The organism is Mycetocola manganoxydans (assembly GCF_003667545.1).
In the GTDB taxonomy this organism is placed as follows: domain Bacteria; phylum Actinomycetota; class Actinomycetes; order Actinomycetales; family Microbacteriaceae; genus Mycetocola_A; species Mycetocola_A manganoxydans.
Genome location: NZ_RCUV01000003.1, coordinates 85,719 through 112,210, shown reverse-complemented (window position 1 = coordinate 112,210; position 26,492 = coordinate 85,719). Strand labels below are relative to the sequence as shown.

Annotated in this window: 24 protein-coding genes; 15 read left to right on the top strand and 9 right to left on the bottom strand. The window is 65.7% G+C overall.

The annotated features are described in order from the left end of the window. Window positions 1-25: 25 nt before the first annotated feature. The gene (locus D9V29_RS02825) at window positions 26-1,600 is read right to left on the bottom strand and encodes an HNH endonuclease signature motif containing protein (protein WP_121671815.1); all 1,575 of its coding nucleotides are present in this window, start codon (window positions 1,598-1,600) and stop codon (window positions 26-28) included. 204 nt (window positions 1,601-1,804) lie between these two features. Between D9V29_RS02825 and D9V29_RS02820 the strand changes: the two genes are divergently transcribed. From D9V29_RS02820 to D9V29_RS02795, 6 genes are read left to right on the top strand one after another with little or no spacing between them, the layout of a single operon-like run. Continuing rightward, window positions 1,805-2,854 carry a LacI family DNA-binding transcriptional regulator gene (locus D9V29_RS02820; RefSeq protein ID WP_121671814.1) on the top strand — a complete coding sequence of 350 codons (1,050 nt, stop codon included), beginning with the start codon at window positions 1,805-1,807 and terminating at the stop codon, window positions 2,852-2,854. A gap of 11 nt (window positions 2,855-2,865) precedes the next feature. Then, window positions 2,866-4,167 (top strand): ABC transporter substrate-binding protein, encoded by a 1,302-nt coding sequence (locus D9V29_RS02815; RefSeq protein ID WP_121671813.1) that lies wholly within the window; start codon window positions 2,866-2,868, stop codon window positions 4,165-4,167. Window positions 4,168-4,170: 3 nt separating this feature from the next. Continuing rightward, window positions 4,171-5,136 (top strand): carbohydrate ABC transporter permease, encoded by a 966-nt coding sequence (locus D9V29_RS02810; RefSeq protein ID WP_121671812.1) that lies wholly within the window; start codon window positions 4,171-4,173, stop codon window positions 5,134-5,136. Continuing rightward, complete coding sequence (locus D9V29_RS02805; RefSeq protein ID WP_220699919.1) at window positions 5,136-5,999, top strand: carbohydrate ABC transporter permease; 864 nt, start codon at window positions 5,136-5,138, stop codon at window positions 5,997-5,999. The genes D9V29_RS02810 and D9V29_RS02805 overlap by 1 nt, the downstream gene beginning before the upstream one ends. Before the next feature lie 2 nt (window positions 6,000-6,001). Further along, entirely contained in the window at window positions 6,002-7,072 is a 1,071-nt protein-coding gene (locus D9V29_RS02800) for a glycoside hydrolase family 130 protein (RefSeq protein ID WP_121671811.1), read from the top strand. A 38-nt stretch (window positions 7,073-7,110) separates the two neighbouring features. Further along, entirely contained in the window at window positions 7,111-9,120 is a 2,010-nt protein-coding gene (locus D9V29_RS02795; RefSeq protein ID WP_121671810.1) for a hypothetical protein, read from the top strand. A gap of 21 nt (window positions 9,121-9,141) precedes the next feature. Here the strand turns inward: D9V29_RS02795 and D9V29_RS02790 are convergent, their stop codons facing one another. Beyond that, window positions 9,142-9,981 (bottom strand): exodeoxyribonuclease III, encoded by an 840-nt coding sequence (locus D9V29_RS02790; RefSeq protein WP_121671809.1) that lies wholly within the window; start codon window positions 9,979-9,981, stop codon window positions 9,142-9,144. Between the two features lie 54 nt (window positions 9,982-10,035). On the opposite strand from D9V29_RS02790, the gene D9V29_RS02785 reads away from it, so the two are divergent. Both D9V29_RS02785 and D9V29_RS02780 read left to right on the top strand, forming a co-directional pair. Further along, the gene (locus tag D9V29_RS02785; protein WP_121671808.1) at window positions 10,036-11,037 is read left to right on the top strand and encodes a TIGR03557 family F420-dependent LLM class oxidoreductase; all 1,002 of its coding nucleotides are present in this window, start codon (window positions 10,036-10,038) and stop codon (window positions 11,035-11,037) included. Then, window positions 11,037-11,792 carry a coenzyme F420-0:L-glutamate ligase gene (locus tag D9V29_RS02780; protein WP_121671807.1) on the top strand — a complete coding sequence of 252 codons (756 nt, stop codon included), beginning with the start codon at window positions 11,037-11,039 and terminating at the stop codon, window positions 11,790-11,792. The genes D9V29_RS02785 and D9V29_RS02780 overlap by 1 nt, the downstream gene beginning before the upstream one ends. On the opposite strand, the gene D9V29_RS02775 is transcribed toward D9V29_RS02780, so the two are convergent. From D9V29_RS02775 to D9V29_RS02745, 7 genes are all read right to left on the bottom strand, one after another. Beyond that, window positions 11,789-12,619, bottom strand: coding sequence for an ABC transporter ATP-binding protein (locus D9V29_RS02775; protein WP_121671806.1), 831 nt, complete (start codon window positions 12,617-12,619; stop codon window positions 11,789-11,791). The genes D9V29_RS02780 and D9V29_RS02775 overlap by 4 nt on opposite strands. Continuing rightward, window positions 12,616-13,683, bottom strand: a complete 1,068-nt coding sequence (locus tag D9V29_RS02770) for a putative F420-0 ABC transporter permease subunit (protein WP_121672022.1) — start codon at window positions 13,681-13,683, stop codon at window positions 12,616-12,618. The genes D9V29_RS02775 and D9V29_RS02770 overlap by 4 nt, the downstream gene beginning before the upstream one ends. 8 nt (window positions 13,684-13,691) lie before the next feature. Next, the gene (locus D9V29_RS02765) at window positions 13,692-14,705 is read right to left on the bottom strand and encodes a putative F420-0 ABC transporter substrate-binding protein (protein ID WP_121671805.1); all 1,014 of its coding nucleotides are present in this window, start codon (window positions 14,703-14,705) and stop codon (window positions 13,692-13,694) included. Window positions 14,706-14,832: 127 nt separating this feature from the next. Next, window positions 14,833-15,681, bottom strand: coding sequence for an ABC transporter permease (locus tag D9V29_RS02760; RefSeq protein ID WP_121671804.1), 849 nt, complete (start codon window positions 15,679-15,681; stop codon window positions 14,833-14,835). Then, window positions 15,668-16,624, bottom strand: a complete 957-nt coding sequence (locus D9V29_RS02755; protein WP_121671803.1) for an ABC transporter ATP-binding protein — start codon at window positions 16,622-16,624, stop codon at window positions 15,668-15,670. Before D9V29_RS02755 ends, D9V29_RS02760 begins: the two co-directional genes overlap by 14 nt. Beyond that, on the bottom strand, window positions 16,621-17,706 hold the full coding sequence (locus tag D9V29_RS02750) for a LolA family protein (RefSeq protein ID WP_121671802.1): 1,086 nt from the start codon (window positions 17,704-17,706) through the stop codon (window positions 16,621-16,623). The genes D9V29_RS02755 and D9V29_RS02750 overlap by 4 nt, the downstream gene beginning before the upstream one ends. A 78-nt stretch (window positions 17,707-17,784) precedes the next feature. Beyond that, window positions 17,785-19,119 (bottom strand): aminotransferase-like domain-containing protein, encoded by a 1,335-nt coding sequence (locus D9V29_RS02745; RefSeq protein ID WP_121671801.1) that lies wholly within the window; start codon window positions 19,117-19,119, stop codon window positions 17,785-17,787. Between the two features lie 194 nt (window positions 19,120-19,313). Between D9V29_RS02745 and D9V29_RS02740 the strand changes: the two genes are divergently transcribed. From D9V29_RS02740 to D9V29_RS02710, 7 genes are read left to right on the top strand one after another with little or no spacing between them, the layout of a single operon-like run. Then, a complete protein-coding gene (locus D9V29_RS02740; RefSeq protein WP_121671800.1) occupies window positions 19,314-20,162 on the top strand; it encodes a nitrilase-related carbon-nitrogen hydrolase in 849 nt (282 codons plus the stop codon). Between the two features lie 26 nt (window positions 20,163-20,188). Beyond that, on the top strand, window positions 20,189-21,622 hold the full coding sequence (hydA, locus tag D9V29_RS02735) for a dihydropyrimidinase (RefSeq protein ID WP_121671799.1): 1,434 nt from the start codon (window positions 20,189-20,191) through the stop codon (window positions 21,620-21,622). An 8-nt stretch (window positions 21,623-21,630) separates the two neighbouring features. Beyond that, window positions 21,631-22,647, top strand: a complete 1,017-nt coding sequence (locus D9V29_RS02730) for a TIGR03842 family LLM class F420-dependent oxidoreductase (protein ID WP_121671798.1) — start codon at window positions 21,631-21,633, stop codon at window positions 22,645-22,647. Continuing rightward, window positions 22,644-23,564, top strand: a complete 921-nt coding sequence (locus D9V29_RS02725) for an ABC transporter permease (protein ID WP_121671797.1) — start codon at window positions 22,644-22,646, stop codon at window positions 23,562-23,564. Before D9V29_RS02730 ends, D9V29_RS02725 begins: the two co-directional genes overlap by 4 nt. Beyond that, the gene (locus D9V29_RS02720) at window positions 23,561-24,409 is read left to right on the top strand and encodes an ABC transporter ATP-binding protein (protein ID WP_229790441.1); all 849 of its coding nucleotides are present in this window, start codon (window positions 23,561-23,563) and stop codon (window positions 24,407-24,409) included. Before D9V29_RS02725 ends, D9V29_RS02720 begins: the two co-directional genes overlap by 4 nt. Beyond that, window positions 24,409-25,209: an ABC transporter permease gene (locus D9V29_RS02715; protein ID WP_121671795.1), complete on the top strand. Its 801-nt coding sequence runs from the start codon at window positions 24,409-24,411 to the stop codon at window positions 25,207-25,209. The genes D9V29_RS02720 and D9V29_RS02715 overlap by 1 nt, the downstream gene beginning before the upstream one ends. A 59-nt stretch (window positions 25,210-25,268) precedes the next feature. Next, window positions 25,269-26,426, top strand: coding sequence for an ABC transporter substrate-binding protein (locus tag D9V29_RS02710; protein ID WP_121672021.1), 1,158 nt, complete (start codon window positions 25,269-25,271; stop codon window positions 26,424-26,426). The last annotated feature ends 66 nt before the right edge of the window (window positions 26,427-26,492 follow it).

The following is a 26,492-nucleotide window of genomic DNA, read 5'->3' as shown; positions in this document are numbered from 1 at the left end:
CGCGGTTGCGAGGGGCGCTGCCTCGTCAGAACGGTGGCGGTTCATCGTGTCTCGGAACGGGCGGCGCCTCCGGCAGGTCTCGCTGCTCGAATTGTGCCCGCTCCTGTGGCGGCTGCGCTTCAACTCCGAAGCCAGGCGGAGTAAGCAACACCTCGGGTTCGGTGACGTAGGTCGCGCCGCCGGGCGAGACCCACTCGAGTACTCCCTGGCCTCGCTGTTCCACACCCCAGGTGGACTGATGCTTCAGCCGATGATGCTTGCGACACAGGTGCGACAGGTTCTCGCATTCGGTCGGGCCGCCGAATTCGGCAGCCTTCGTATGGTCGAGGTCACAGTGTGTCGCGGCTCGATTGCACCCCGGGAACCTGCAGGTTCCGTCGCGGTAACGAAGGTACCGCTTCATCGATTCGGTCGGACGGTACTGAGTACTGTCCAGGGCAATCGGGGCACCCGTTCTCGGATCGGTCAGCATCCGGTACCAAACTGTGGACTGCCGGGCGAGAGCCCGGGCACTGTCAGCGTCGATCGGACCGTAGCCCTCGAGAACGGCCGGGGAGTCCGTGATCCCCAGAAGGGTGAGGGCGGGAACCGTCACGGTCACGGTCGGCGAGATACGGCGAAAGGCGGAGCCGGAGCCAAGGGGAGCCCCGGCGCCAAGCGCAGCCCCGACCTCCGTTCCCCCTGGCGTCGGCGCAATGTCGCCGGAGAGCCCTGCCGACACAGCATCGGTGAACACATCTGCCGTGAGCTGGGCAAGCGTGCGCGGATCACGAGGATCCCGCAGCGCTGTCGCGGCTTGGCGTGCGGCGCCGAAGATCGAGATGGCCTCCGGGGCGGTCGTGTACAGGCTCAGCCACGCCATCCCGTCGTCGGCGGACTCAAATTCGAGGCGGCGGTCCTTCGCGGAGCGGGTGACGCGCTCGGTGACCGACTCCGGGTCGAGTCTCTCGCGCAGCAGGCGCGTCTTCGCGCGAAACTTGGTGACCGTCAGCGCCCTCGCATGCGGCAGCGCCTGTTCCTCGAGCGCCAGGGCGGCATCGTCCCCGAGGGTGGCAGTCTGGTCGACCATCACTCGAGCATGCCGATACGAGACGTCGCCGGCCCTCAGGGCAGCCATGGTCTCTGGAAGCCGACCCGTCAACGCCTCCGCTTCGGTGATCATCCCGATCACCGTGGCCTCCGGCATCCTCAACGCACAGGCGAGTTCTGCGACGAGCGATCGTCGCGCCATCTCCTGCAGCTTCGCCGGCGACAGCGTCGAGCCGAACACCCGCACCCCGTGCAGCGTCGCCTCGGATGCGCGCCTCGCCTCATCGATGAGCTCGACCTTCCATGCCTGCCGCCTGGCGTCTGCCCGCTCGACCGCCGCGATCTCATCCACGATGCTCGAGCAGCCTTCGGCGAGGACTCTGGTGTAGGTCGACTCGATGAGTTGCGGGGCAGGCGCCTCGAGGTCGTCGGTCGCCGCGTCGTCGAACTCCTGAAGAGGCGGCCAGGTGCCTACGAACTCCACGTCGTCGCACTCGAGCGGCGATCTGGATGAGAGGTTCGGCTGCCGTTCAGCGCGCCTCTCGTTACTGTCGTCGTGGAGTTCTTCCATGCCTCAATTCTTCCGGCGACCACCGACATTCCGCCGATATGAAGCCGGTGAAAAGACCCGGCTGTGGATGATTTTCAAGCCCAAACATCCTGAAGAGAAACGGAAGTTCGATGGGAATCCTTGACCCAACACCTAAACCGGTATAGCTTGAACCTAAACCGGTTAAGCTGCACCGCGGCATCCGTTACTCAGTGTGGAGGCGTCATGGCGATTCGCAAGCCGACCATCACGGATGTCGCACGCACCGCCGGAGTCAGCAAAGGCCTGGTCTCCTTCGCGCTCAACGACAAGCCGGGTGTCTCTCCTGAGACGCGCAAACGCATCCTCGAGGTGGCGGGCGACCTCGGCTGGCGACCCAGCCTCTCCGCTCGGTCCCTGTCGACGCGCACCTCGTTCGCTCTCGGTCTCGTGATTCGCCGCAAGGCCGAAGTCATCAGCGCGGACCCGTTCTTTCCCGCTTTCATCGCGGGAGTCGAATCCGCCCTCACCGAAGAGGGCAGGGCGCTCGTGCTCAGCGTCGTCCCCGACGCCGAAGCCGAACTCCGCACCTACCGCACCCTCGCGGGCGACAACCGTGTCGATGGCGTCTTCCTCACCGACCTCCGGGAAAACGACGAGCGCTTCGCCGTCCTCGCCGACCTCGGTCTACCCGCTGTCGCCCTCGGTCACCCCACAGGGCGTGACGACATGCCGTTCGTCCAGGTCGACGATACCCACGGAATCGCGAGCGCCGTCGAACACCTCGTTTCGCTTGGTCATTCCCGCATCGCGCACGTCGCCGGCGACCCGATGATGATGCACGGCGGACGTCGCCGAAGCTCATTCGACGAAGCAATGCGCGAGGCAGGGCTCGACCCGTCGCTTGTGATCGACACCGATTTCTCCGCCTCCAACGGTGCGGATGCCACGAAACGGCTCCTCGACAATTCCCACCCTCCGACAGCGATCGTCTACGCCAACGACCCGATGGCGATCGCCGGGCTCGGCGTCGCACAGCAGCGGGGACTTCGCGTTCCCGCCGATCTGTCGATCACGGGCTTCGACGGTACCGACATCTCCGGCTATGTCTTTCCTGCCCTCACCACCATCACGAGCGACCCGGTGGAGTGGGGCATGGTTGCAGCACGCACTCTGCTGGAGCTCATCGGCTCCGGCTCAGCAGAGAGCGTCGAACTTCCGCCAGCCTCACTACTCATCCGGGCCTCCACCGGCCCAGCACCATCAGACAGCGGCCACCACGCCGCCCACCGATAAGGAGAAACACCGTGCAACGACGCACTCGGATCGCCGCGACAGCCACAGCAGCCGTCGCCCTTCTCGCACTCACCGCCTGTTCGGGTGGAGGAGGTGGTGGAGGTGGCGCCAGCGACGCCGTCTCCGCCCGGGGAGACATCACCATCTGGTACTCGAACAACGAGCAGGAAGTCGCCTGGGGCAAAGCCATGGTCGAGGCCTGGAACGCCGAAAACCCCGACGAACAGGTCACCGGGCAGGAGATCCCGGCGGGCAAGTCGAGTGAAGAGGTCATCGGCGCTGCCATCACCGCAGGCACCGCGCCGTGCCTCGTGTTCAACACCGCGCCATCCGCCGTGGGCCAGTTCCAGAAACAGGGCGGCCTCGTCGACCTGGCGTCGTTCGAAGACGGTGCCTCGTACATCGAGGAACGCAGCGGGGAATCGGCCGCTCAATACGAAGCACCCGATGGTGGCTACTTCCAGATGCCGTGGAAGTCGAACCCCGTCATGATCTTCTACAACAAGGACATGTTCGCCACCGCGGGACTCGACCCGGAGAACCCGGAGCTGTCGACCTACGACGACTTCCTCGCGACATCGCGGACGCTCGTCGAATCCGGAGCAGCCCCCTTCGCCATCAACCCGGCGCCCACGAGCGAGTTCTTCCAGACGCAATTCGACTTCCTGCCCCTGTTCGCCGCTGAAACTGGCGGTATGGGACTCGTCGAGGACGGCAAGGCCACATTCGCCGGCGACGAGGGAATCGCTGTCGCCGAGTTCTGGAAGACGCTCTATGACGAGGGTCTCTCCGGTCGCGAGCAGTACCAGGGCGACGCGTTCGCCGACGGGGAGGCAGCCATGGCGATCGTCGGCCCGTGGGCGGTTTCCGTCTATCAGGATGCCGTCAACTGGGGAGCCGTTCCTGTTCCGACAAGCGACGGCACAGCACCGGAGGACACCTACACCTTCAGCGATGCCAAGAATGTCGGCCTGTACTCGGCCTGCGAGAACCAGGCGACCGCGTGGGACGTGCTCAAGTTCGCCACGAGTGAGGAACAGGACGGCCAGCTCCTCGAACTGACCGGACAGATGCCACTGCGTGCGAACCTTCCCGACACGTACCCGGATTACTTCGAGGCGAACCCGGCGTACACCCAGTTCGGTGACCAGGCGGCGCGGACCGTCGAGGTCCCTGCAGGAAGCAACACGGTCGAGATGCTCCAGGATCTTCGCGACGCATACACCCGCGCAGTGATCTCCGGTGAAGGCGATCTCGAGGAAGCGCTCACGGCAGCGGCAGAGAAGGTCGACGCTCTGGCCGAAGAGGGCTAAGCCATGTCATCCAGAACGCTCGGCCGTTCCGCGGGGGTCACCAACCCCCGCGGCCCGGCCGGGGGCGCAGGACGTAAGCCTCCGGCGACACAGCGGGTGTTCGGCAAGAACCCGCTCGGCGCTTTGCTCAGCGCGCCATACCTGCTCTTCGTCGCCCTCGTCTTCGCGTACCCGCTCATCTTCGCCGTGTACATGTCGCTGCACGACTACTTCTTCTCAGCTCCAGGGGCGACGGTCGACCGGCCGTTCGTCGGAATCGACAATTATGTCGAAGCGCTGACCGATCCCGAAGTTCTCCGTTCGTTCCTCAACGTCGGCGTCTTCCTCATCATCAACGTCCCGCTCACCGTCGTGCTCTCGATCGTGCTCGCGACCGCGCTCAACCGGGTGGTCCACCTCCGGGCGTTCCTGCGCGTGAGCTTCTATGTGCCGTACGTCACGGCGAGCGTCGCGGTCGTCGGTGTCTGGCTGTTCATGTTCAGTGGCGGCGGGCTGATCAACACGGTGCTCGGACCGATCGCTCCTGACCCGTCCTGGCTCATCAACCCGACCCTCGCCATGCCCACCATCGCCCTCTTCGTCACCTGGAAGCAGCTCGGCTTCTTCATCCTTCTCTACCTCGCCGCCCTCCAGAACGTGCCGAACGAGCTGTACGAGTCGGCGTCGACCGACGGGGCAGGACCGGTGCGATCTTTCTTCTCCGTCACGGTTCCCGGAGTGCGACCGGCCACGGTCCTGGTTCTGGTGCTCGCGACGATCACCGGCGCGAACCTGTTCACCGAGCCGTACCTCCTCACCGGGGGCGGCGGGCCGAATGGCGCGTCGACCTCTCCGGTCTTCCTGATGTACCAGCAGGGTCTGCAGCAGGGGAAACCCGGCTTCGCGGCTGCCATCGGTGTCGTGCTGGTCATTGTCGTTCTCATCATCGCTTTGCTGCAGAACCGGTTCGCCGGTGGAAAGGAGCAGTGATGGCCATTCGTCGCCGCGCCCCCGGCGAACTCAGCCGCGGGCAGACGATCCTCCGTGGCGTCGTGCTCGGTGTTGGCGCACTCGTGTTCCTCTTCCCGTTTTACTACATGGTGATCGGGTCGCTGCAGACGAATCCGGACACCTCGATCGGCGGGATCTTCCCGAACCCGGCGAACATCACCGGTGAGAACTACGTCGCCATCAACGAGCGCATCAACCTCATGACGGGCCTCGTCAACTCCGGCATTTTCGCCGGCGCTGTCGTGCTCGGCACGGTTGTGTTCGGGATGCTGACCGGTTACGCCCTCGCGGTCCTCAAGTGGCGAGGGCGGGGAACCGTTTTCGCTCTCGCCCTGCTCGTGCAGGTCGTTCCTTTCCAGCTGCTGATGATCCCGCTCTACGTCATGATCGCCCGCGACTACGGTCTCGGCGACACCCACCTGGGCATGATCCTGCCGTATCTGATCAACTCGACCGCCGTCGTGATCTTCCGCCAGTACTTCCTGCAAATTCCGAAGGAGCTGTTCGACGCTGCGCGTATCGACGGCGCCGGCGAGTTGCGCGTGCTCTGGCAGATTGCCATCCCGCTGGTGCGGCCCGCACTCGTCACCGTGATCCTGCTCACCTTCATCGGACCGTGGAACGAGTTCCTCTGGCCGTTCCTCATCACGAAGGAAGCGAGCCTGCAGCCTTTGGCCGTCTCCCTCGCGAATTACATCTCAACCGTCGCGGCATCCACGGCGAACCCGTTCGGTGCGATGCTGGCCGGCGCTGTCGTTCTGGCCGCACCCGTCGTCATCCTGTTCATCTTCTTCCAGCGGTTCTTCATCTCCACGGACATCGGGTCCGGCGTGAAAGGTTAAACATGTCAGTTCAGTCCACCGGATTCCCCTACCAGCTCACCCGAGTCGGCGTCGTCATGACGCCGGAGCCCGGGAACGAATTGGAAGCTGAAGGAGTGCTCAACCCCGGTTCGGGTCGCGGGCCGGACGGTGAGCTCTACCTGCTTCCCCGCATGGTCGAGGCGGGAAACGTCTCACGCGTGGGCCTCGCGCGCGTCGTGATCGAAGACGGCGTGCCCGTCTCGGTGGAGCGAGAGGGAGTCGTTCTCGCACCCGACCGCGGCTGGGAACGCGGAGTCGGCAACGCCGGCGTCGAAGACCCGCGGATCACCTGGATCGAGGAACTCGGTCTGCACGTGATGACCTACGTCGCCTATGGGCCGCTCGGCCCGCGGAGCGCCATCGCCACCTCGACGGACCTCCGCACCTGGACCCGCCTCGGACCGGTGCTGTTCGCCTACGACGAGGACCTCGACATGGATCTCAACCTGTTCCACAACAAGGACACCGTGTTCTTCCCCGAGGCGGTGACCGCGCCAGACGGTGTCCGCAGCTTCGCCGTGCTGCACCGTCCGATGTGGGATCTCGACGAGGTCAAACCGGGTCAGGGCATCCGGGTCCCCGCGGGGGTGGAGGACGAACGGCAGAGTATCTGGATCAGTTTCGTCCCGGTCGACGAGGTTGAACGCGACATCAGGGCACTGACGCTCTGGCGAGGTCACCGGTTCCTCGCCGGCCCCGAGTTCGCTTTCGAAGCGGTCAAGGTCGGGGGAGGGCCAGCGCCGCTCCGGGTTCCTGAGGGCTGGCTGCTGCTTCACCACGGCGTGACCGGCGTGCTCGCTCGCGCATTCGACCAGCAGCAGAACGTCAACTACGCCGCTGGCGGAATCCTCCTCGACGCCGACGAGCCGTGGAAAGTCGTGGCGCGCAGCGCCGAACCGCTCCTTTCCGCCGAGACCGACGATGAAAAGAGTGGCATCGTTCCGAACGTCGTCTTCCCGACCGCGATCGAGAAGGTCGGGGAAGTGCACTTCGTCTTTTATGGCATGGCAGACTCGAAGATCGGTGTTGCCCGGCTGGAGAGCGTAAGCTGACGGATACTCACAGCACCGGAGCTTGAGAGGAGTGGCGGATGTTCTCACGGGCGCGAAGCAAAATCGCCGCGGTCCTGACCGTCGGGGCTCTGGCCATCGGCGCACTCGGGGTGGCCTCACCCGCCGCGGCCGCGCCCGATCCGCTCACGAACCTCTCGCATCTCGACTTCCTCCTCGACGAGGTGGCGCCCGCGGACACCGCCGAGCACACCACATACCGGCTCGCCGACGAACCGCAGCTCGTCATGCCGTGGACCTACGCAGACGCCAGGGACGGCGGCACATTCGAACGCGTCGGCGGCGGGCCGCTCGACCCCGAAACCGGACACTGGGGGCAGGGCGCATACAACGCCGACGACGTGACCCGCACCGCCGTCGTCTACCTGCGCCACTGGCAGCAGTTCGGAGACACCTCGTCCAGGGAGAAGGCGTACGAACTCCTCCGCTCGGTCGCCTACCTCCAGACCGCGACGGGACCGAACGCAGGAAACGTCGTGCTGTGGATGCAGGACGACGGAACTCTCAATCCCAGCGCCGAGCCGGTCGAACTCCCTGATCCGTCCGACTCGGCTGAGAGTTACTGGCTCGCCCGCACGCTGTGGGCTCTCGGCGAGGGGTACGCAGCCTTCCGGGATGTCGACCCGGAGTTCGCCGCCTTCCTCCAGGATCGGCTGCAGTTGAGCGTCGCTGCTGTCGATCGGCAGGTGCTCGACACCTACGGCACCTATCACGTCGTCGACGGGGTGAAGTTGCCGTCGTGGCTCATCGCCAACGGCGCCGACGCCAGCGCAGAGGCCGTTCTCGGGCTCGCCGCGTACGCTTCCGCAGCGCCAACGGATGCTGCCGCTCGCGCCGCCCTGTCAAAACTGGCTGAGGGCATCGCCAAGATGGGCGCAGGGAATGCGCGCACGTGGCCGTACGGAGCGATCCTGCCGTGGGCCGAATCGCGGACGGTGTGGCACGCCTGGGGGTCCCAGATGCCCGCAGCCCTCGCCGCCGCATCCGCGACCCTCAGCACCAGGAGTCTGCTCGGCCCGGCGATCACCGACTCCGCGGTCTTCGACCCGATCCTGCTGACTGCGGGCGGCCCCGACAACGGCTGGCAGCCCACCCCGACGGATCGCACCCAGATCGCCTACGGTGTCGACTCGCGACTGCAGTCCCTGCTGGCCGTGGCGGATGTCGCGAAGCTGCCGGGACTCGATGAACTCGCCTCCCTGGTCGGAAGCTGGTACTTCGGAACCAACGCGTCCGGCGAACCAATGTACGACCCGGACACCGGCGTCACGTACGACGGTGTGTCAGCGGCGGGCGAGATCAACCGCAACAGCGGAGCAGAGAGCACCATCCACGGTCAGCTCTCGATGCTCGCCCTAGATGACCACCCCGATGTCGCCGCACAGGCGACGGGCGTGAACGCCGTGCAGTCGCGGTCCGGGCTGACCACGGTCGAAGCAGAAACGGCGACATCGACCGGCTCGGTCGTGACCCCCGAATCACTCTGGACCGGAGAATCCCTCTATTCAGGAACCGGTTATCTCGAGCTCAGCCGGGGTGAGACAGCGTCGTTCCGGCTCCCGTCGGCGACAGCTCCCCGAATCGTCGAACCCGTCGCGTTCAACGCCGAGAACGGCAAGGCGAGGTCCCTCTGGCGGAGCGGCGTCCTGCCGCTCGGTGTGCTCAAACATGGCGTCGGTGCTCAGGGGATTTCGGCGGTGCCCGGTGCTCTCCTGCCGCAGCCGCTCGCGATCTCCGTGCCGGCCAAACATTCCTCGGTATCCGTGACCGCGCTCAACCGCACCGTGTCGATCGACGCGCTGATCGTGCGCCCTGTCGTCGGTCGCCTCGTGTTCACCGGCGACGCCGGGCGGACCGAACTCGCGCACTCGTCGAGCGCGATCCCGCAGCGCGTGCAGATGAACGCCGACGGCGGCGCCGGTACCCTCCGCAGCTACAACGCCGGCGGCAAACTCGTCGCGTCACACAACATCTCCGGCCCGGCCACTGTCACCGTTCAGCCCGGCGGATTCGCCATCGTCACGAACTAGACGCCTCGAACGAGCCGCGCTCTAGAAGATCATCGGCCGGTCGTCATCATCTTCGGTCGGCAGATCGAGGTCGACGACGACAGGCACGTGGTCGCTCGGTGCCTCGCCCTTGCGTTCATTGCGGTGGATGGAGGCATCCGTCACGAGGTTTGCGAAGTCGGGGGAGCCGAGGATGAAGTCGATCCTCATGCCTTCGTTGCGCGGAAAGCGGAGTTGCTTGTAATCCCAGTAGGTGAAGCCTTCAGGAACGATCGGCCGAACGACGTCGGTCAGCCCGATCTCTCCGAACGCAGCGAGCGCGTCACGCTCCGGCTGAGAGACGTGGGTCGAGAGCCCCGGGATGACGGTGGGGTCGCCCATGTCCGAATCGAACGGTGCGACATTGAAGTCCCCCATCAGGGCGAACGGAACACCGGGGTTCGCGGCCAGCCACGCTGCGGCATCCGTCTTCAACCGGGCGAGCCAGTCGAGCTTGTAGATGTAGTGCGGGTCCTCGAGCGACCGGCCGTTGGGCACGTACAGGCTCCACAGCCGAACTCCATTGATCGTCGCGCCCATCGCGCGGGCCTCGAGCGGAAGGCCGGGACCCTCCTCGCCCTTGAGGAAACCGGGCATGTCGGTGAACGCGGTGACGACGTCCTCAATGGGAAGGCGGCTGGCGAACGCGACGCCGTTCCACTGGTTGAGTCCGTGGATCGCGAGCTCGTAGCCCGCCTCCTCGAAGACGTCGGCCGGAAACTGGTCGGGCCGGCACTTGATCTCCTGCATGGCGAGCACGTCGATGTCTTCGCGCACCATCCAGTCGACGGTTCGGCGAACGCGGGCACGGATCGAGTTGACGTTCCAGGTGGCAATGCGCATGGACTCAACGCTATCCGACCCCGGCGACAGCACAGTGTGCGCAAGGATGGGGGGATGGGTTCTCTCTCGGTCGGTTATGCCGCGATGCTGGAGCAGTTCGAACCGCGGGAAGCGGTAGCGCTGAGCGCGCTCGCGGAGCAGCACGGGTTCACCGGGGTGATGGCGACAGACCACTTCCAGCCGTGGGTTCCCCAGCAGGGCCAATCGTCGTTCGTCTGGAGTGTGCTCGGGGCACTGGGGGAGCGGACGACCGGCGACTTCGGCACCGGGGTCACCGCGCCGACGTTCCGCCTGCATCCGGCGATGGTCGCGCAGGCGTCCGCGACCCTCGCCTCGATGTATCCGGGAAGGCACTGGCTCGGCCTCGGCTCGGGTGAGGCGCTCAACGAGCATGTCGTCGGCCAGTACTGGCCCGAACCCGCCGAACGCATCTCACGTATGTTCGAGGCAGCCGACATCATCAAGAAACTGTTCGCGGCGTCTCTCGCCGGGCGCGACACCAGACACACCGGTCAGCACTTCAAACTCGAGTCGACCCGGTTGTGGACCATGCCAGAGGTGGCGCCGGAGATCCTCGTCGCTACGGCGGGCCCCGTCACAGCGAAGCGCGCGGGAAAACATGTGGACGGTCTCATCACCGTCGGTGCGCCACTCGAGAAGATCTCGATGCTGTTCGGGCGGTTCGCCGAGGGCGCCAGGGAGTCCGGTCGCGACGCATCCACCATGCCCAAGGTTCTGCAACTGCACCTGTCATGGGCGCGAACAGACGAGGAAGCGATGCGCAATGCCCTCGTCGAATGGCCCAACGGCGGCATGCGATTCCCTAAGGCAGACATCCGCTCCCCGTTCGAATTCGAGCAGATGGCGAAGATGGTCCGCCCCGAGGACTTCGAGGGCCGCATGGTCATCTCGTCCGATCCCGACGTGCACCGCGCCCACATCCAGCGCTTCGCCGACCTCGGCTTCGACCGCATCTACCTGCATAACGTCGGCCGCAACCAGCGCGACTGGATCGAAACGTTCGGCCGCGACGTCCTCCCGAAACTGGTGCGCTGATGCTGTCGATCTGGGCGCCGGACGGAATAGGCGAGATCACCGCAGGCGACGACCTGGCGAGAATCGTGACGGATGCCGTCGGCCCGGACCTCGAGGACGGAGACATTCTCCTCATCACGTCCAAGATCGTGTCGAAGGCCGAGGGGCGACGCATCCTCGCCGCCGACCGGGAACAGGCGATTACCGACGAAACCGTTCGCGTGGTCGCCAGTCGTGAGCATCCGAACGGTGTCACCCGGATCGTCGAGAACCGGCTCGGTCTCGTCATGGCCGCTGCGGGCGTCGACTCGAGCAACACCGACGAGGGCACCGTTCTCCTGCTGCCGGTGGACCCGGACGCCTCAGCGCGCGCGCTCCGCTCGGCAGTGCGCAGCACCATCGGCCTCCGTGTGGGCATCGTGATCACCGACACCGTTGGCCGCCCATGGCGGGAAGGGCAGACCGACATCGCGATCGGGGCCGCCGGCATCCGTGTCGTCGACGACCTGCGAGGACAGACGGATGCGTCCGGTCGCCCGCTCACCGTCACCATCACCGCAGTCGCCGACGAACTCGCCGGAGCCGCGGACCTGGTCAAGGGGAAGGCGTCCGGTCGCCCGGTCGCCGTCGTCCGAGGTCTCGCGCACCTCGTCACAGACGAGGATGGGCCAGGCGCCCGAGCGCTCGTCCGCAGCGCTGAGAAGGACATGTTCCGGCTCGGCTCGGACGAGGCATACGCCGCAGGATTCACGGCGGGCGCGGGACAGTCACTCTAGGTCGTGTCGAAAGCGATCAGGGGACGCCCTGTTCGCGGGTGCTCGAGCACATCGGCCCGCACGCCATAGACGTCGCTGATCAGGTCACCGGTGAGAACGGATGCCGCCGGCCCGGCAGCGACGACGGCACCCGCCTTCAGCACGATCACGGAATCGGCGTACGCAGCCGCAATGTTGAGGTCGTGGAGTGCCGCGAGCGCGGTCAGCCCCGCCGCTGTCTGAGCACGGACGAGCGACAGCAGGCTGAGCTGGGCGCGCACGTCGAGGTGGTTGGTCGGTTCGTCGAGGAGCAACAGCCTGGGCTCCTGGGCGAGGGCGCGAGCGAGCTGCACCCGTTGGCGTTCCCCGCCGGAGAGGGTGTCGAACGGGCGGTTCGAGAACTCCGTCATGCCCACAGCGGTCAACGCATCGGCAACGACCCGCCGGTCCGCCGGCCCCTCTGACGCCCACCTGGGGATGTGCGGGGTCCTGCCGAGCAGCACCACATCGGTCACCAGGAGCCCGGTGTCACCGTCGCCGTGCTGCTCGCTCAGGGCGACGAGCCGCGCCCGGTCGCGCCGCTTCATCGCGAGCAGATCGTCGCCGTCGAACAGCACGGCACCGGAATCCGCGGGAAGGGTACCGACGAGCAACTGGAGGAGCGTCGACTTCCCCGCGCCGTTCGGACCGATCACCGCACCGAACGATCCGACAGGCAGGGAGACGTCGACGCCATCGATGACAAGCTTTCCCTCGCGCGTGAAGGTCAACCTGCTCGCGCTGAGAGAGTCCTGCCCGGGCGCGGACAGAGCGTCGACGATGTCGGCGGACGGGTTTGTCGTCGTCATCGGATCCTCCTGGCCTTCAGCAACAGCAGAGCGAACACGGGAGCTCCAACGACGGCGGTGAGAATACCGACGGGCAACTCGCGCGGGTCGAACAGGGTGCGGGCACCGGTGTCGATCCAGATCAGGAAGATGGCCCCGGCGAGCGCAGACAGGGGGAGCACGACGCGGTTCCGCTGCCCCGCCACGAGCCGCACAGCGTGCGGCAGGATCAGCCCGACGAAACCGATCGAACCCGAGACCGAGACCATCGCGCCGGTGAGCAACGCCGTCGCGCTGAGCAGCAGCCACCGGGTTGAGTTCACCCCGACACCGAGAGCGGATGCCGCATTGTCGCCGAAGGCGAACGCGTCGAGCGTCCGGCCGGTGAGCATGAGCGGAATTCCAACGAGCAGCAACGCTCCGAGCGCAATCGCGACGGCGGGCCAGCGTGCTCCGCTCAGGGAGCCGAGCAGCCAGCTGAGGATTTCGCGGTAGGTGTCGCCTGTCGCAGACCAGAAGATGACGAGGCTCGTCAGGGCGCCGAGGAACGACGACACGGCGAGGCCGGCAAGAACGGTACGGGTCGGCGTCAGTGCGCCGGCGGCACCGGCGAGAAGGAGGGTTGCAAGCAACGCGACGATGGCGCCGGCAAATGCCGCGACGGGAAGAAGGACACCGACGCTGAGCAGGATGACCGCGACAGCGCCGAGCGACGCTCCGGACGACAGCCCGAGCAGGTACGGGTCGGCGAGTGGATTACGCGTGATCGCCTGCATGACGGTACCGGAGAGGGCGAGACCGGCGCCCACCGCGGCGGCGGTGAGGATCCGTGGCATCCGCAGTTCCCAGATGATGCCGTCGCGCAGTGGCGACAGGACGTCCCCGCCGAGAAGCGTCGGGTCGAAGCCCAGATGGCCGAGGAGCGACCCCCACACCTCGGCGGGGCGAATGTCTGCCGGGCCGAGGGTGACGCTGAGCACGATGGAGAGCAGCAGGATTCCGGAGAGCACGAGAACGAGCACGACGGTGGGCACGCGCCGGCGTTCCCGCCGGGCGGATGCCGCTTCGGCCGGCCGCGTCGTCATCGTCGCCGTCACAATCCGAGCGCCTCCAGCTGCTCAGCGATGATCTGTGCCGCCTCGACATTGCGAACGCCGGCCTCCGTCGCTGCGAACGGAACGGTGATGAAGCGTTCGTTCACGACGGCGTCGAGCTTCGCCGTTGCCGGGTTCGACCGCAGGACGCCGATCTTCTTCTCAGCGGTGCCCCAGTCCGACTCGACGAGGATGATGACATCCGGGTTCGCATCGACGACGGCCTCCCAGTTGAACGAGGTCCAGGATTCATTCACCCCTGCGGCGATGTTCTCGATCCCGATGGCGTCCATGATCATCTGCGGGGCGCCGGCGCCGGCGCCGACGAACGGGGTATCCGAGCCGCTCGAGTACCAGAGCGCAGTGGTTCCGGCGGCTGCGGTCAGTTCGCCCAGCGCCGTCCGCTGCTCGGCGATAAGCGCAGTGGCCTCTTCGTCAGCGCCGAAGATCGAGCCCACCTCGGCGATCTGGTCGAAGACGTCCTCAAACCTCAGCTCGGCCGGCTTCTCGGCCGACTGGCAGGCGGCGGGTGACACGTAGGTGTTCACTCCGAGCTCAGCGAGGGAGTCACGATCCCCTGCGCCGTCCGCCGAGAAGTTGGACTCCCAGCCCGCGAAGATGAAGTCTGGTTCGAGCGTCAGAACCGCTTCCTGGCCCGGCACCTTGTCGCTGATCACCGGGACGTCCTCACCGCCCAGCTCGTCAGGGATCGGGCCGTCGGGGAACGCGTGACCGATGAGCCGGTCCTCGAGACCGAGCGCCAGCATCATCTCCGTCGACGTCGACTTGATCGTCAGCACGCGCTCAGGCGCCTTCTCGATCGTGAGCTCGGTGCCGCAATTGTCGATGGTGAGCGGGTACGCGGATGCCGTCGGCTCGCGCGAGTCGCTTGGCTCAGGGACCGGAGCGGCGGTGCACCCGGTCAGGGCGGCAAGGCCGGTGAGAAGACCGGCCGCCGCGAGGACGCGACGGGGGAGGATGCGACGGGCGGTGAAGGGGGAGCGGGAAGTCATGAGGCCTCGGATAGGGAGAAGCGGGCACGGTGCAGCGCGGAATGCGGTACGACCTGCCACCCAAATCCGGGCAAGCTCACCCGGTCACAACCGACCGGTGGTCAGGTTCGAGAGTACACCCGTGGTGTTACGAGAGGATGTCTTTGGTCGTGAATCTGCTGTACGCCAGTGCGAAGAACACCGCAGCATAACCGCCCTGCAGAACGGCGTTCGCGCCGAAGGCCGTCCCATCCATCGGCTGGCTCAGCAATCCGGAGAAACCGAGCCAGGTGTCGGTGAACAACCACGGGTGCAGCCACTCCAGCTGCGGGAGGGCTCCGAGGATCTGGGACACCACGGACACGACGACGGTCGCGGCCATCGCTCCGACAGGCACCGACGTCAGCGAGGAGATGAACAGTCCGATCGCACTGAGCCCGAGCAGGGAGAGACTGACGTAGGCGGCGACCAGGAGGGCGCGGACCGCGGATTCGGGAACGCTGATGACGTCGCCGGACAGTAGCGTCACCGGACCGACTGGGAACAGCAGGGCCCCGATGATCGTGCCGGCGACGACGAGCGTCAGGGTGGCAGCAATGCAGAACGCGATCGCACCGGCGAACTTCACGATCAGCAGGCGAAGCCGCCCTGCCGGGGCGACGAGCAGGTAGCGCAGCGTGCCATGCGACGCTTCGCCGGCGAGGGTGTCGCCAGCGACGACGCCCACGGTGAGTGGGAGAAACAGGGGGATCGCGACCACCATCGCCGTGAAACTCACGAACAGGCCGTTCTGCGTGACCCGGTCGAGGAACGGTGGGCCTTGCCCCGGCTCGACACCGGCCGAGGTCAGTCGCAGCGCAACAGCGAGCAGGATCGGGATGAGCGCAACGGCAGCAAGCATCGCCCAGGTCCGGCGCCGGCCGAAGAGGATCCGAAGCTCGGAAGCGAGGAGCGAGAGCCCGGCGCCGTGCTTCACCTTCGGATCAGCGGACGACATCGAAGCCCTCCCCGGTGAGATCGACGAAGCGATCCTCAAGGCTTGGCTCCTCGACGGCGAACCCCTGGACGCGGACCCCCGCTGTGACAAGCGCCGCGACGATGTCGTTCGACGCGGCGAACCCGGCCGGGAGCAGAGCGGTGACGTCTGCGCTGGAGGCGTCATAGTCCTGCGATGACGGTTCGAGACCAAAACCGGCGAGCACGGATGCCGCTCGGCCGGCATCCGCTGTACGCACACGCACGTGCCGCTCGCCGGCCCCACGGAGCTCGTCGAGCGAACCCTGCGCGACGAGGGACCCCGCACTCATGATCGCCGCGTGGGTGCACACCTGTTCCACCTCGGCGAGCAGGTGACTCGACACGAACACCGTCGTGCCCTCGGCGGCGAATGACCGGACGAGTGAGCGGACCTCTCGCGTCCCCTGTGGGTCGAGGCCGTTCGTCGGTTCATCGAGCACGAGGAGTTCGCGCGGCTGGAGAAGTGCGTTGGCGATCCCGAGGCGCTGTTTCATCCCGAGTGAATACGCTCCGGCCTTCTTCTTCGCAGCCGCGCTGAGGCCCACCCGCTCGAGCGCCCGCCGGACGCGCTCGGTTCGCGTCCGGGGTGACGCGTGTCGATCGGCGCTGTCGAGGCGGCGGAGATTGTCCTCACCGGAAAGAAAGGGGTAGAAAGCGGGGCCCTCGACGAGGGCGCCGACGCGAGGCAGGACGTCGAGGATCCGGTCAGGCATCGATTCGCCGAGAACGGACATCTCGCCGCTCGTGGCATCCGCGAGTCCGAGGAGCATCCGGATGCTCGTCGTCTTGCCTGACCCGTTCGGCCCGAGGAACCCGAACACCGACCCGCGCGGCACCGCGAGGTCGATCCCCTGCACGGCCCTCTGGCGACCGAAGGTCTTCGTCAGCGCCCGGGTTTCGATCGCGAGGTCGGGAGCGGTCATCCCTCGGCGGCCGCGGCCTGAAGCCGTTCGAGCGGAACGGAGCCGGCCAGAACGCGGCCGTCATCGGTGAGCAGGACGGTGACGAGCGTGGTCGAGAAGACGCGGCCCCCGTCGACCTTCGTGGTCAGCTGGTCGAGGAGCGGGTCGGCTTCCGCATCGCCGCCTGCGGTTCGCATGCTCACTTCGACGATGGCATCCCAGCCGGTTCCGATTACACGCGGCTTCTCGCCGGGATCCACGTCCTCGGAACGCTTGTCGGAATAGTCGGTGTCGCTCGGCGCTGAGGGGAACGGCTTCTCTTCGACCGTGACTCCGTCGCCAGGGGCGAAGGTGAACAGATCGGCCGATGGCTCAGCCAGGTCGATCGAGGTAAAGCCGACCGAGAAGGCGGCGTCCTCCTGACCGTCCGCGTGCACCGACACCTGGAGCGGGAGGCCGGTTTCGGAGTCGACGGCGATCGAGACGGACTCGGCGAGAGTGTCCGATGCCTTGGGGGTCAGCACGAGTTCGTAGACGGTGCGGCCCGCCACGGTGGCATCCGTTCCAACGGAAAAGCTCGTGCTGGGGCCGAGTTCATTGAGGAATCGCTCGGCGAGCTCGGCGGGGGTCACAGCCCCCGCTGCGTCCGTGACCTTATCGCGCATGGCGTCGCGGGCGTCGGCGGGAATCGCGACGTGCGTGGCGACGTTGGTTTCGGAGTCGTACAGCCAGGCATCCGTGGCGTTCAGAATGGCATTGCGTTCGGCAAGCTGGTCGGTGATCTGGACCCGGACGTTCTCCGAGCCGTTCACGAAGACTCGCGCTTCGTGCGACCCGCTCAACATCTCGAAAGCGGAGCCGATGGTCTCGCCGGCGCCTGGCATTCCCTCCGGAAGCGTCGGCAGCCCGAGGTCCGCGTTCTTCTCGACCGTCCCCGAGAAGGAGTCCTCGGTGCTCGAAGCGATGAGCTGGAGAACCTCGTCTGCGGTCTTGTCCGGCAGGTCGACGGATGCACCGGCAGACAGCGGAACGAGGGCTATTCCTCCCACGACAAGGGCCGGAACGACGATGGCCGGGAGCCACTTACGGGACGAGCGCGACACGATACATCCTTTGTCTGGAACGGATGCTGTCGATGCTACGCCGCGAAAGGGCAAATGACACCCGGGTACGGCAAAGCCTCAGCGTCCGGGAGCGACGGTCGCGAGCGCGGCCGCGACGTCCGCGTGACCCTCGCGGAGCATCCCGACGGTGACCCTGACGAACTGGCGGTCACCCGGCGCCGACAGGTAGGGAGTTCCGCCGGTCACCCGGATGCCGGATGCCGCCAGCTGGACGAGGGCGTGGCGTTCGTCGTCGACTTCGACCCAGGTATTGAGGCCGTCCGTCTCGGCAACCGCCCGGCCGGTGTCGCGCATGGCTTCGGCGAACATGCGCTGACGCGAGTAGTAGACGCTCCTCGCGGCAGCGACGGTGCTCATGGCATCGGAGTTGGTGAGGAGCTCGACGAGGATCGTCTGCACCATTCTGCTGGTCCACCCAGGGCCGAGCATCCGGCGGGCAACGACCTGGTTGATGAGGGCCTCGGGTCCACCGAGGGCTGCGATCCGCAGGTCGGGTCCGTGTGACTTCGAATAACTGCGGATGTGAAGCACTCGTTCGGGGATCCACCGGCCGAGGCTGATCTCTGTCGACGCACTGATCCCCGCTGAGTGGTCGTCCTCGATCACGATGAGCCCGCTCGCCTGCCGACTGGCGGCGATGATGCGGGCGAGTTCCTCTCCGCGTTCGACGCTCATCGATATTCCCGTCGGGTTCTGGGCCCGCGGCTGAAGGAGGAGTGCTGCGGGGCCCAGCTTCAGGGCCTGGCGAAGCGCAGCGGGATCGAGCCCGTGTGCGTCCACGGGAACCGGGATGCGTACGGCGCCGAGCTGGTCCAGCAGGTCGAAGAACGGGGGGAAGGTCGGGTCCTCGACGATGACCCGGTCACCGAACCGGATGACCTGCTCGAGCGAGCGGGAGAGCCCGTCGAGTGCGCCGTCGACGACCGTGATCGCCTCGACGTCGTACGGCCACACATCCTGCAGGTGTTTCAGCAGCGGCGGAATCACCGGCAGTTCCTGATAGCTGAACGTTCCCGCGTACTCGGATACCCGGGAGAGAGCCAGGGTGAGGTCAGGCAGCAGGAGCGGGTCCGGTGCTCCGCGGGAGAGATCGAGTCTCGCGTCACCGAGGTGCCCGGCCATCGACTGCACCCGCGGTGTCAGCCACGGAACCGGCGCTGATCGGACGAAGCTCCCGCTGCGGCCCTTCGAAACGATGAGCCCGACGCTGCCCATTGCCTGCCAGGCCTGGCTGACGGTCGCGGGGCTGACGCCGAGCTCAGCCCCGAGTTCACGCACCGTCGGCAGCCGGTCGCCCGGTGCGAGGGTCCCCGCGGTGATGAGTCTCGCGATGGCCGCCGCGATCCCCCGGGGGGAGCGGTCGTCGATGATCTCCCCGTACGCCAGATCCATAAGTCGGCCTTCCGCCCAAACTGGGTATTTACTCACGCGTCACGAAGGGAAACAATAGAGAAATGTTCAACTCAAATAATAACAAATGAGCGGAACAGTAAAACAGTCCCCGGACCGGGGTTTACCACTTCGGTAAGAGGACGCCACATCAGGCGTAATGCGCCCACCGCTCAATGACGATACGGAGGCTAGAGATGACGGTAGTTCGCGCCGCAATCACCCAGACAACCTGGACCGGCGACAAAGAATCCATGATCGCGAAACACGAACAGTTCGCTCGGGACGCTGCTGCTCAGGGAGCGCAGATCATTTGCTTCCAGGAGCTGTTCTACGGCCCATACTTCGGGATCACCGAAGACAAGAAGTACTACGAGTTCGCAGAACCGGCCGATGGCCCCATCGTCCAGCGCTTCGCGAAGCTCGCGAAGGAACTCAACCTCGTGATGGTTCTTCCCATCTATGAGGAAGACATGCCCGGCGTGTATTACAACACCGCCGTCGTCGTCGACAACGACGGAACCATCCTCGGCAAGTACCGCAAGCACCACATCCCCCACCTCGAAAAGTTCTACGAGAAGTTCTACTTCCGCCCGGGGAACATGGGTTACCCGGTGTTCGACACCGCTGTCGGCCCCGTCGGCGTCTACATCTGTTACGACCGCCATTTCCCGGAGGGCTGGCGTGAACTCGGACTCAACGGTGCCCAGATCGTCTTCAACCCGAACGCCACGAAGCCGGGCCTCTCCAACAGGCTGTGGGACCTCGAACAGGCGACGGCCGCAGCCGCAAACGGCTACTTCGTCGCCGCGCCGAACCGCGTCGGTACCGAGGACAACGAATACGGCGACCTCGCTGTCACGTTCTACGGCACGAGCCAGTTCGCAGACCCCCAGGGGAACTTCGTCGGCGAACGCGGCAGTTCGGAACACGAGGACATCGTCATCCGCGACCTCGACCTCGACATGATCAAGAAAGTCCGCGACGACTGGCAGTTCTACCGTGACCGTCGCCCGGAGTCCTACACGTCGATCCCCAAGCCATAGCCGGTCGGTACCGAGAGAGGAAAACCATGAAAACCCTCATCAAGAACGGCACCGTCGTGAACTCGACCGGCTCAGCCCCGGCCGATGTGCTCATCGACGGTGAAACCATCGCCGCCGTGCTCGCCCCCGGGTCGACCCTGCTCGGATTCGACGTCGAGAACAATGTCGACTCCGTGATCGACGCTGCCGGCAAGTACGTCATCCCCGGCGGGATCGACGCACACACCCACATGGAGATGCCGTTCGGCGGCACTTTCGCGAGCGACACCTTCGAGACCGGAACCCGCGCCGCCGCGCACGGCGGAACGACGAGCATCGTCGACTTCGTCGTGCAGTACGCCGGCGAGAACGTGCTCGACCAGTTCTCGCTCTGGCACGAGAAGGCGCGCAGCAATTGCGCGATCGACTACGGGTTCCACCAGATCCTCAGCGACGTTCAGGATTCGTCACTGACGGCGATGGACGAACTCGTTCGCGAGGGAGTGTCGAGCTTCAAGCTTTTCATGGCCTACAAGGGTGTGTTCCTCTCCGACGACGGACAGATCGTCAAGGCCATGCAGCGCGCGAGCGACAACGGCTCGATGATCATGATGCACGCCGAGAACGGAAGCGTCATCGACCTCCTCGTGCAGCAATCACTCCAGGCCGGAAACACCACGCCGTACTATCACGGCATGACGCGGCCCTGGCAGGCAGAAGAAGAAGCAACTCACCGGGCCATCATGCTGGCCAACCTGACCGGTGCTCCCCTGTACGTCGTTCACGTCAGCGCCAAGCAAGCCGTCGAGCAGATCGCCCAGGCGAGGGACAACGGCCAGAACGTGTTCGGGGAGACCTGCCCGCAGTACCTGTACCTCTCACTCGAAGACCAGCTCGGTGCATCGAGCGAGGAGTGGGGAGACTTCGAGGGCGCCAAATGGGTGTGCTCGACGCCGCTTCGATCCAAGCACGAAGGGCACCAGCACCACATGTGGCAGAGCCTGCGTACGAACGACATCCAGATGGTGTCCACCGACCACTGTCCGTTCTGCATGAAGGGGCAGAAAGACATGGGAATCGGGGACTTCTCCAAGATTCCCAACGGGATCGGGAGTGTCGAACACCGGATGGACCTGCTCTACCAGGGCGTCGTAGACAAGAAGATCTCGCTCGAACGCTGGGTCGAGATCACCTCCACCACTCCGGCCCGCATGTTCGGTATGTACGGAAAGAAGGGTGTGCTCCAGCCGGGCGCGGATGGCGACGTCGTCATCTACGACCCCAACGGCCACACGTCCATCGGAGTGGGCAAGACGCACCACATGAACATGGACTACTCCGCCTGGGAAGGATACGAGATCGACGGCCACGTCGACACCGTGCTCTCCCGCGGCAAGGTCATCGTCGACGACAACCAGTACCTGGGCACCAAGGGCGACGGCAAGTACGTCCACCGCGGCCTCAGCCAGTACCTGATCTAAGGGCATCCATGGACTTCGGAGCAGTAATCCAGACCAACCCGCCCGCCTCGAGAACCGTCCACCTCGCCAAGCTCGCCGAGCAATACGGTTTCAGTCACGTGTGGACGTTCGACTCTCATTTGTTGTGGCAGGAACCGTATGTCATCTACAGCCAGATCCTCAACGAAACGAAGAGGATCACCGTCGGCCCCATGGTCACTAATCCGGCCACCAGGGACTGGACGGTGACGGCATCCACCTACGCCACCCTCAACGAGATGTATGGAAACCGCACGATCTGCGGCATCGGACGGGGAGACTCCGCGGTCCGCACCACCAACGGCGCACCGACGACGCTCAAGACGCTGCGCGAATCGATCCACGTCATTCGCGAACTCGGCAACTCCCGGCCGGTGGAGTACAACGGTGCGACCGTGCAGTTCCCGTGGAGCGTCGGGTCGAAACTCGACGTATGGGTGGCGGCATACGGGCCGCTCGCCCTCAAACTGACGGGTGAGGTCGGCGACGGCTTCATCCTGCAGCTCGCCGACGTCGACATCGCCAAATGGATGATCAAGACGGTTCGGGATGCCGCGGAGCAGGCGGGACGCGATCCGATGTCGATCAAATTCTGCGTCGCGGCGCCCATGTACATCGGCGACGACTGGGAGCACATGCGCGACCAGTGCCGGTGGTTCGGGGGCATGGTCGGCAACCACGTCGCCGACATCGTCGCCAAATACGGAACGGGAGGGGCGATCCCCCAGGCCCTCACCGATTACATCCAGGGCCGGGAGTCGTACGACTACAACGAGCACGGCAAGGCCGGCAACACCCACGCTGCCTTCGTTCCGGACGAGATCGTCGAGCGGTTCTGCGTGATGGGCACGGCGAGCGAGCACATCGCCAAGCTCGAAGAGCTGAAGAGCATCGGCGTCGACCAGTTCGCCGGGTACCTCCAGCACGACAACAAGGAAGAAACGCTGCGGGTCTACGGCGAGGCCGTGATTCCAGCGCTCCGGGAAAAGATCGTGGCGACGGCATGACCGCCGAAACCCTGGCCCCGGCGATCCGGCGGCGCCGTGGTGCGCCCGCCAGGGAGCTGGCGCGCTGGGCGTACGGGGTGCTCGGCATTCTCGTCCTTGCGGCGGCGTGGGAGCTCTACAAGTTGCTCGGTCCGTCCGACGGAGTCGTGATCGGCGATGCCCGGATCCTTCCGCGCACCACCGATCTCGCGATGCCCCACACCTGGGACATGATCGCCAGGCTGTTCGACCCGGTCACCCGCTCGGCGACGGCGAACCCGCTGTGGCTCGAAGTGGCGCTCGCCGCGCTCGTCACGCTCGGGATCGCTGCCGTCGGCTGGCTTGTCGGCATCGTCGTCGGCTTCGCGCTCGCGTTGATCATGCAGCGGTGGCGACTCGCGGAATGGGGTCTCCTGCCCTGGATCATCCTCAGCCAGACCGTTCCGCTCATCGCATTCGCTCCGGTCGTTCGCAGCTGGGGGTCACGCATCGAGATCGGTGCGTTCGAATGGCAGGACTGGATGAGCGTCGCGGTGATCGCGTCGTACCTCGCGTTCTTCCCGATCGCTGTCGGCGCTCTCAAGGGACTTCAGTCGCCAGACACCATCCACACCGAACTCATGAGAACTTACGGGGTCGGCTGGTGGAAGACGCTCGTCAAGCTGCGGATCCCCGCATCCATCCCGTACCTGCTCCCCGCCCTTCGCCTCGGCGCTGCGAACGCCGTCATCGGTGCCGTCGTCGCCGAAGTCTCGACGGGAATGCAGGGCGGAATCGGGCGCATCCTCATCCAGTACGCCGGCCAGGCCAGCGGTGATCCGTCCAAGGCATGGGGACCCATTTTCGGTTCCATCGTGCTCGGCCTGGCAGCGGCAGGCTCGGTCGCCATCCTCGGCGCCATCCTCAGGAACTACCGACGTGTGGAGATCAACGCGTGACTCAGCTACCCGAAACCCCAGTTGCACCGACCCGCACGGTCGACGCCGTCACCGTGACGGGTGTCGACAAGACCTTCGATACCCGCTCGGGACAGGTTGACGCGCTCACCGGGATCGACCTCACTGTCTCGGCGGGGGAGTTCATCTCACTCATCGGCCCGTCCGGCTGCGGAAAATCCACCCTGATGCGGCTCATCGCCGACCTCGACCAGCCGACAGCGGGAACGGTGACGGTCTTCGGAAAGTCGGCGAAGCAGGCGCGGCTCGACCAGGACTATGGCATCGCATTCCAGCAGGCCGGTCTGCTCCCCTGGCGAACCGTCGCGGCGAACGTCGGGCTCCCGCTCGAGCTCCACGGGGCATCCGGTCGTGACCGGACCGCGCGGGTCGGTGAACTCCTCGACATGGTCGGGCTGAGCGACTTCGCCGATCGGTATCCCGACCAGCTCTCGGGCGGCATGCAGCAGCGCGTCGCTATCGCTCGAGCGCTCGCCGAGAAGCCTGACCTGTTGCTCATGGACGAACCGTTCGGTGCGCTCGACGAAATGACGAGGGAACGGATGCAGACCGAGTTGCTGCGGATCTGCGCCGAAACCGGCGCGGCCGTCGTGTTCGTCACCCACTCGATCCCCGAGGCGGTCTACCTCTCCGACCGTGTCGTCGTCATGTCGCCGCGACCGGGCCGCATCCAGGAGATCGTCCCGATGGGTCTCAACCGGGATCCGGCTCACGCCGAGGCGCTCCGTGAGGAACGGGCGTTCTTCGATGGAGTCACCGCGGTGCGCGAAGCCCTGCACACCGGATCTCCCGTTCCCACAGGGGCGCGGGGAGTGGAGAACCGCTGATGGCCCTGACGCTTTCGGGCCGCTCGGCCCCCTCCGCGAAAAGAGACACGACACTCCGGATCGTCGCCCCTGTCGCCGTCGGCGTGCTCGTGCTCGGAGTGTGGCAGTTCCTCGTGAGCGTCGTCGGCGTCAGCGATTACCTCCTGCCGAGTCCCGCTGCGATCGTGGAACAGTTCGTCGAGTTCTTCCCGTCGATGGTCTCAGCGACGATGATCACAGGACTGAACGCGCTGCTTGGCCTCGTGATCGGCTCGATTCTCGGCATCCTGCTGGCTGCTCTTGCGGCCGGCTGGCGCCCGATCGACCAGATGAGCGCGCCCATCGTCGCGTCTCTCGCCGTCATCCCGATCGTCGCCCTCGCCCCGGTGCTGAACTCGATGTTCGGGGCGGACAGCCAGTTCGGGCGGCAGGCGATCGCCGGTCTCGCGTCGTTCGTGCCCGTCTTCATCAACACGCTCCGCGGATTTCGGCAAACCCTTCCTGTGCACCGCGACCTCATGAAGGTCTACGCCGCGTCATCCGGGCAGATCGTTCGCACCGTGACGCTGCCGACGGCCGTCCCGTTCGTCTTCACCGGCATCCGCATCGCCTCGTCACTCGCGGTGATTTCCGCTCTCGTCGCCGAATACTTCGGTGGCCCGCGCGGTGGGCTCGGCGGTCTCATCTCGACCTCCGCCGCGTCGAGCGCCTACCCCAGGGCGTGGGCATACGTGCTCGCGTCGATCGCCCTCGGACTGATCTTCTTCCTCGCCACCCTCGCTCTGGAACGCCTCGCAACCCGCGGCAGGCAGCGCACATGAATGTCCCCGGTCCGCCCGGACCGACGGTCAAACCCCACGCACGCATGAAAGGACAGACCATGAAACACAGCACACGTCGCTTCGCGACGGTTGGTGCGCTTGCCGTCTCGGCAGCGCTCGTACTCTCCGCATGTTCAGGACCAGCCGACTCCGGGACAGGATCGAACACCGGCGGGGGCGACGACGAACTCACCGAGGTGAAACTGCAGTTGCAGTGGCTGCCGCAGGGACAGTTCGCCGGCTATTTCGCCGCGCTCGACCAGGGCTACTTCGAAGAGGAGGGCCTCGACGTCGAAATCATCCCGTCCGGAGGTGACATCGTTCCTCAGGACGCACTCGCCAACGGAGACGTCGACTACGCCATCGCGTGGGTTCCCAAGGTCCTCGGCTCGATTGAGGCCGGCGCGAACGTCACCAACATCGCGCAGATCTTCCAGAGGTCAGGGACCCTTCAGGTGTCGTGGGCCGACTCGGGCATCGAAAGCGTCGCCGACTTCGAGGGCAAGAAGATCGGCTCGTGGGGCTTCGGAAACGAGTGGGAGATCTTCGCCGCCATGGCCGAAGAGGGTCTCGACTCCTCCACGGTCGAGATCATCACTCAGGACTTCAACATGAACGCGTTCCTGCAGGGTGATATCGACGCGGCGCAGGCGATGACGTACAACGAATACGCGCAGCTGCTCGAGACCGTGGACCCTGACACGGGCGAGCTCTACACCGAGGACGACTTCAACGTCATCAGCTACGAAGACACCGTCGGCGCGATGCTGCAGGATGCCATCTGGGCCGACTCGGAGAAGCTCGAGAACGACGAGGACTACCAGGACACCACCGTCTCGTTCCTCAAAGCCGTGATCAAGGGCTGGATCTTCGCGGCGGAGAACCCGGAGGACGCTGCCGAGATCACACTCGCCGAGGGTTCCGGCTGGGGCCCCAGCCACGAACTGTGGATGGTGAACGAAACGAACAAGCTCATCTGGCCGGCTGAGAACGGCATCGGCTTCATCGACCAGGCAGCGTTCGAACGTACCGTCGCCGGCGCGCTCTCCGCCGTCAACGAAAGTGGCGCGGCCCTCATCACCGAGGAGCCGCCGGCCGGCGTCTGGACGAACGACTACATCCAGCAGGCCCTCGACGCACTGGAGGAAGAGGGCGTCGACGTGACGGGCGAGAACTTCGAACCCATCGAGGTCACCCTCAACGAGGGCGGCCAGTAGTTCCCCCCCGGGTGGGCGGACACCGTCCGTCCACCCGGGATCCCATCGGTAACACGCAACAAAGGA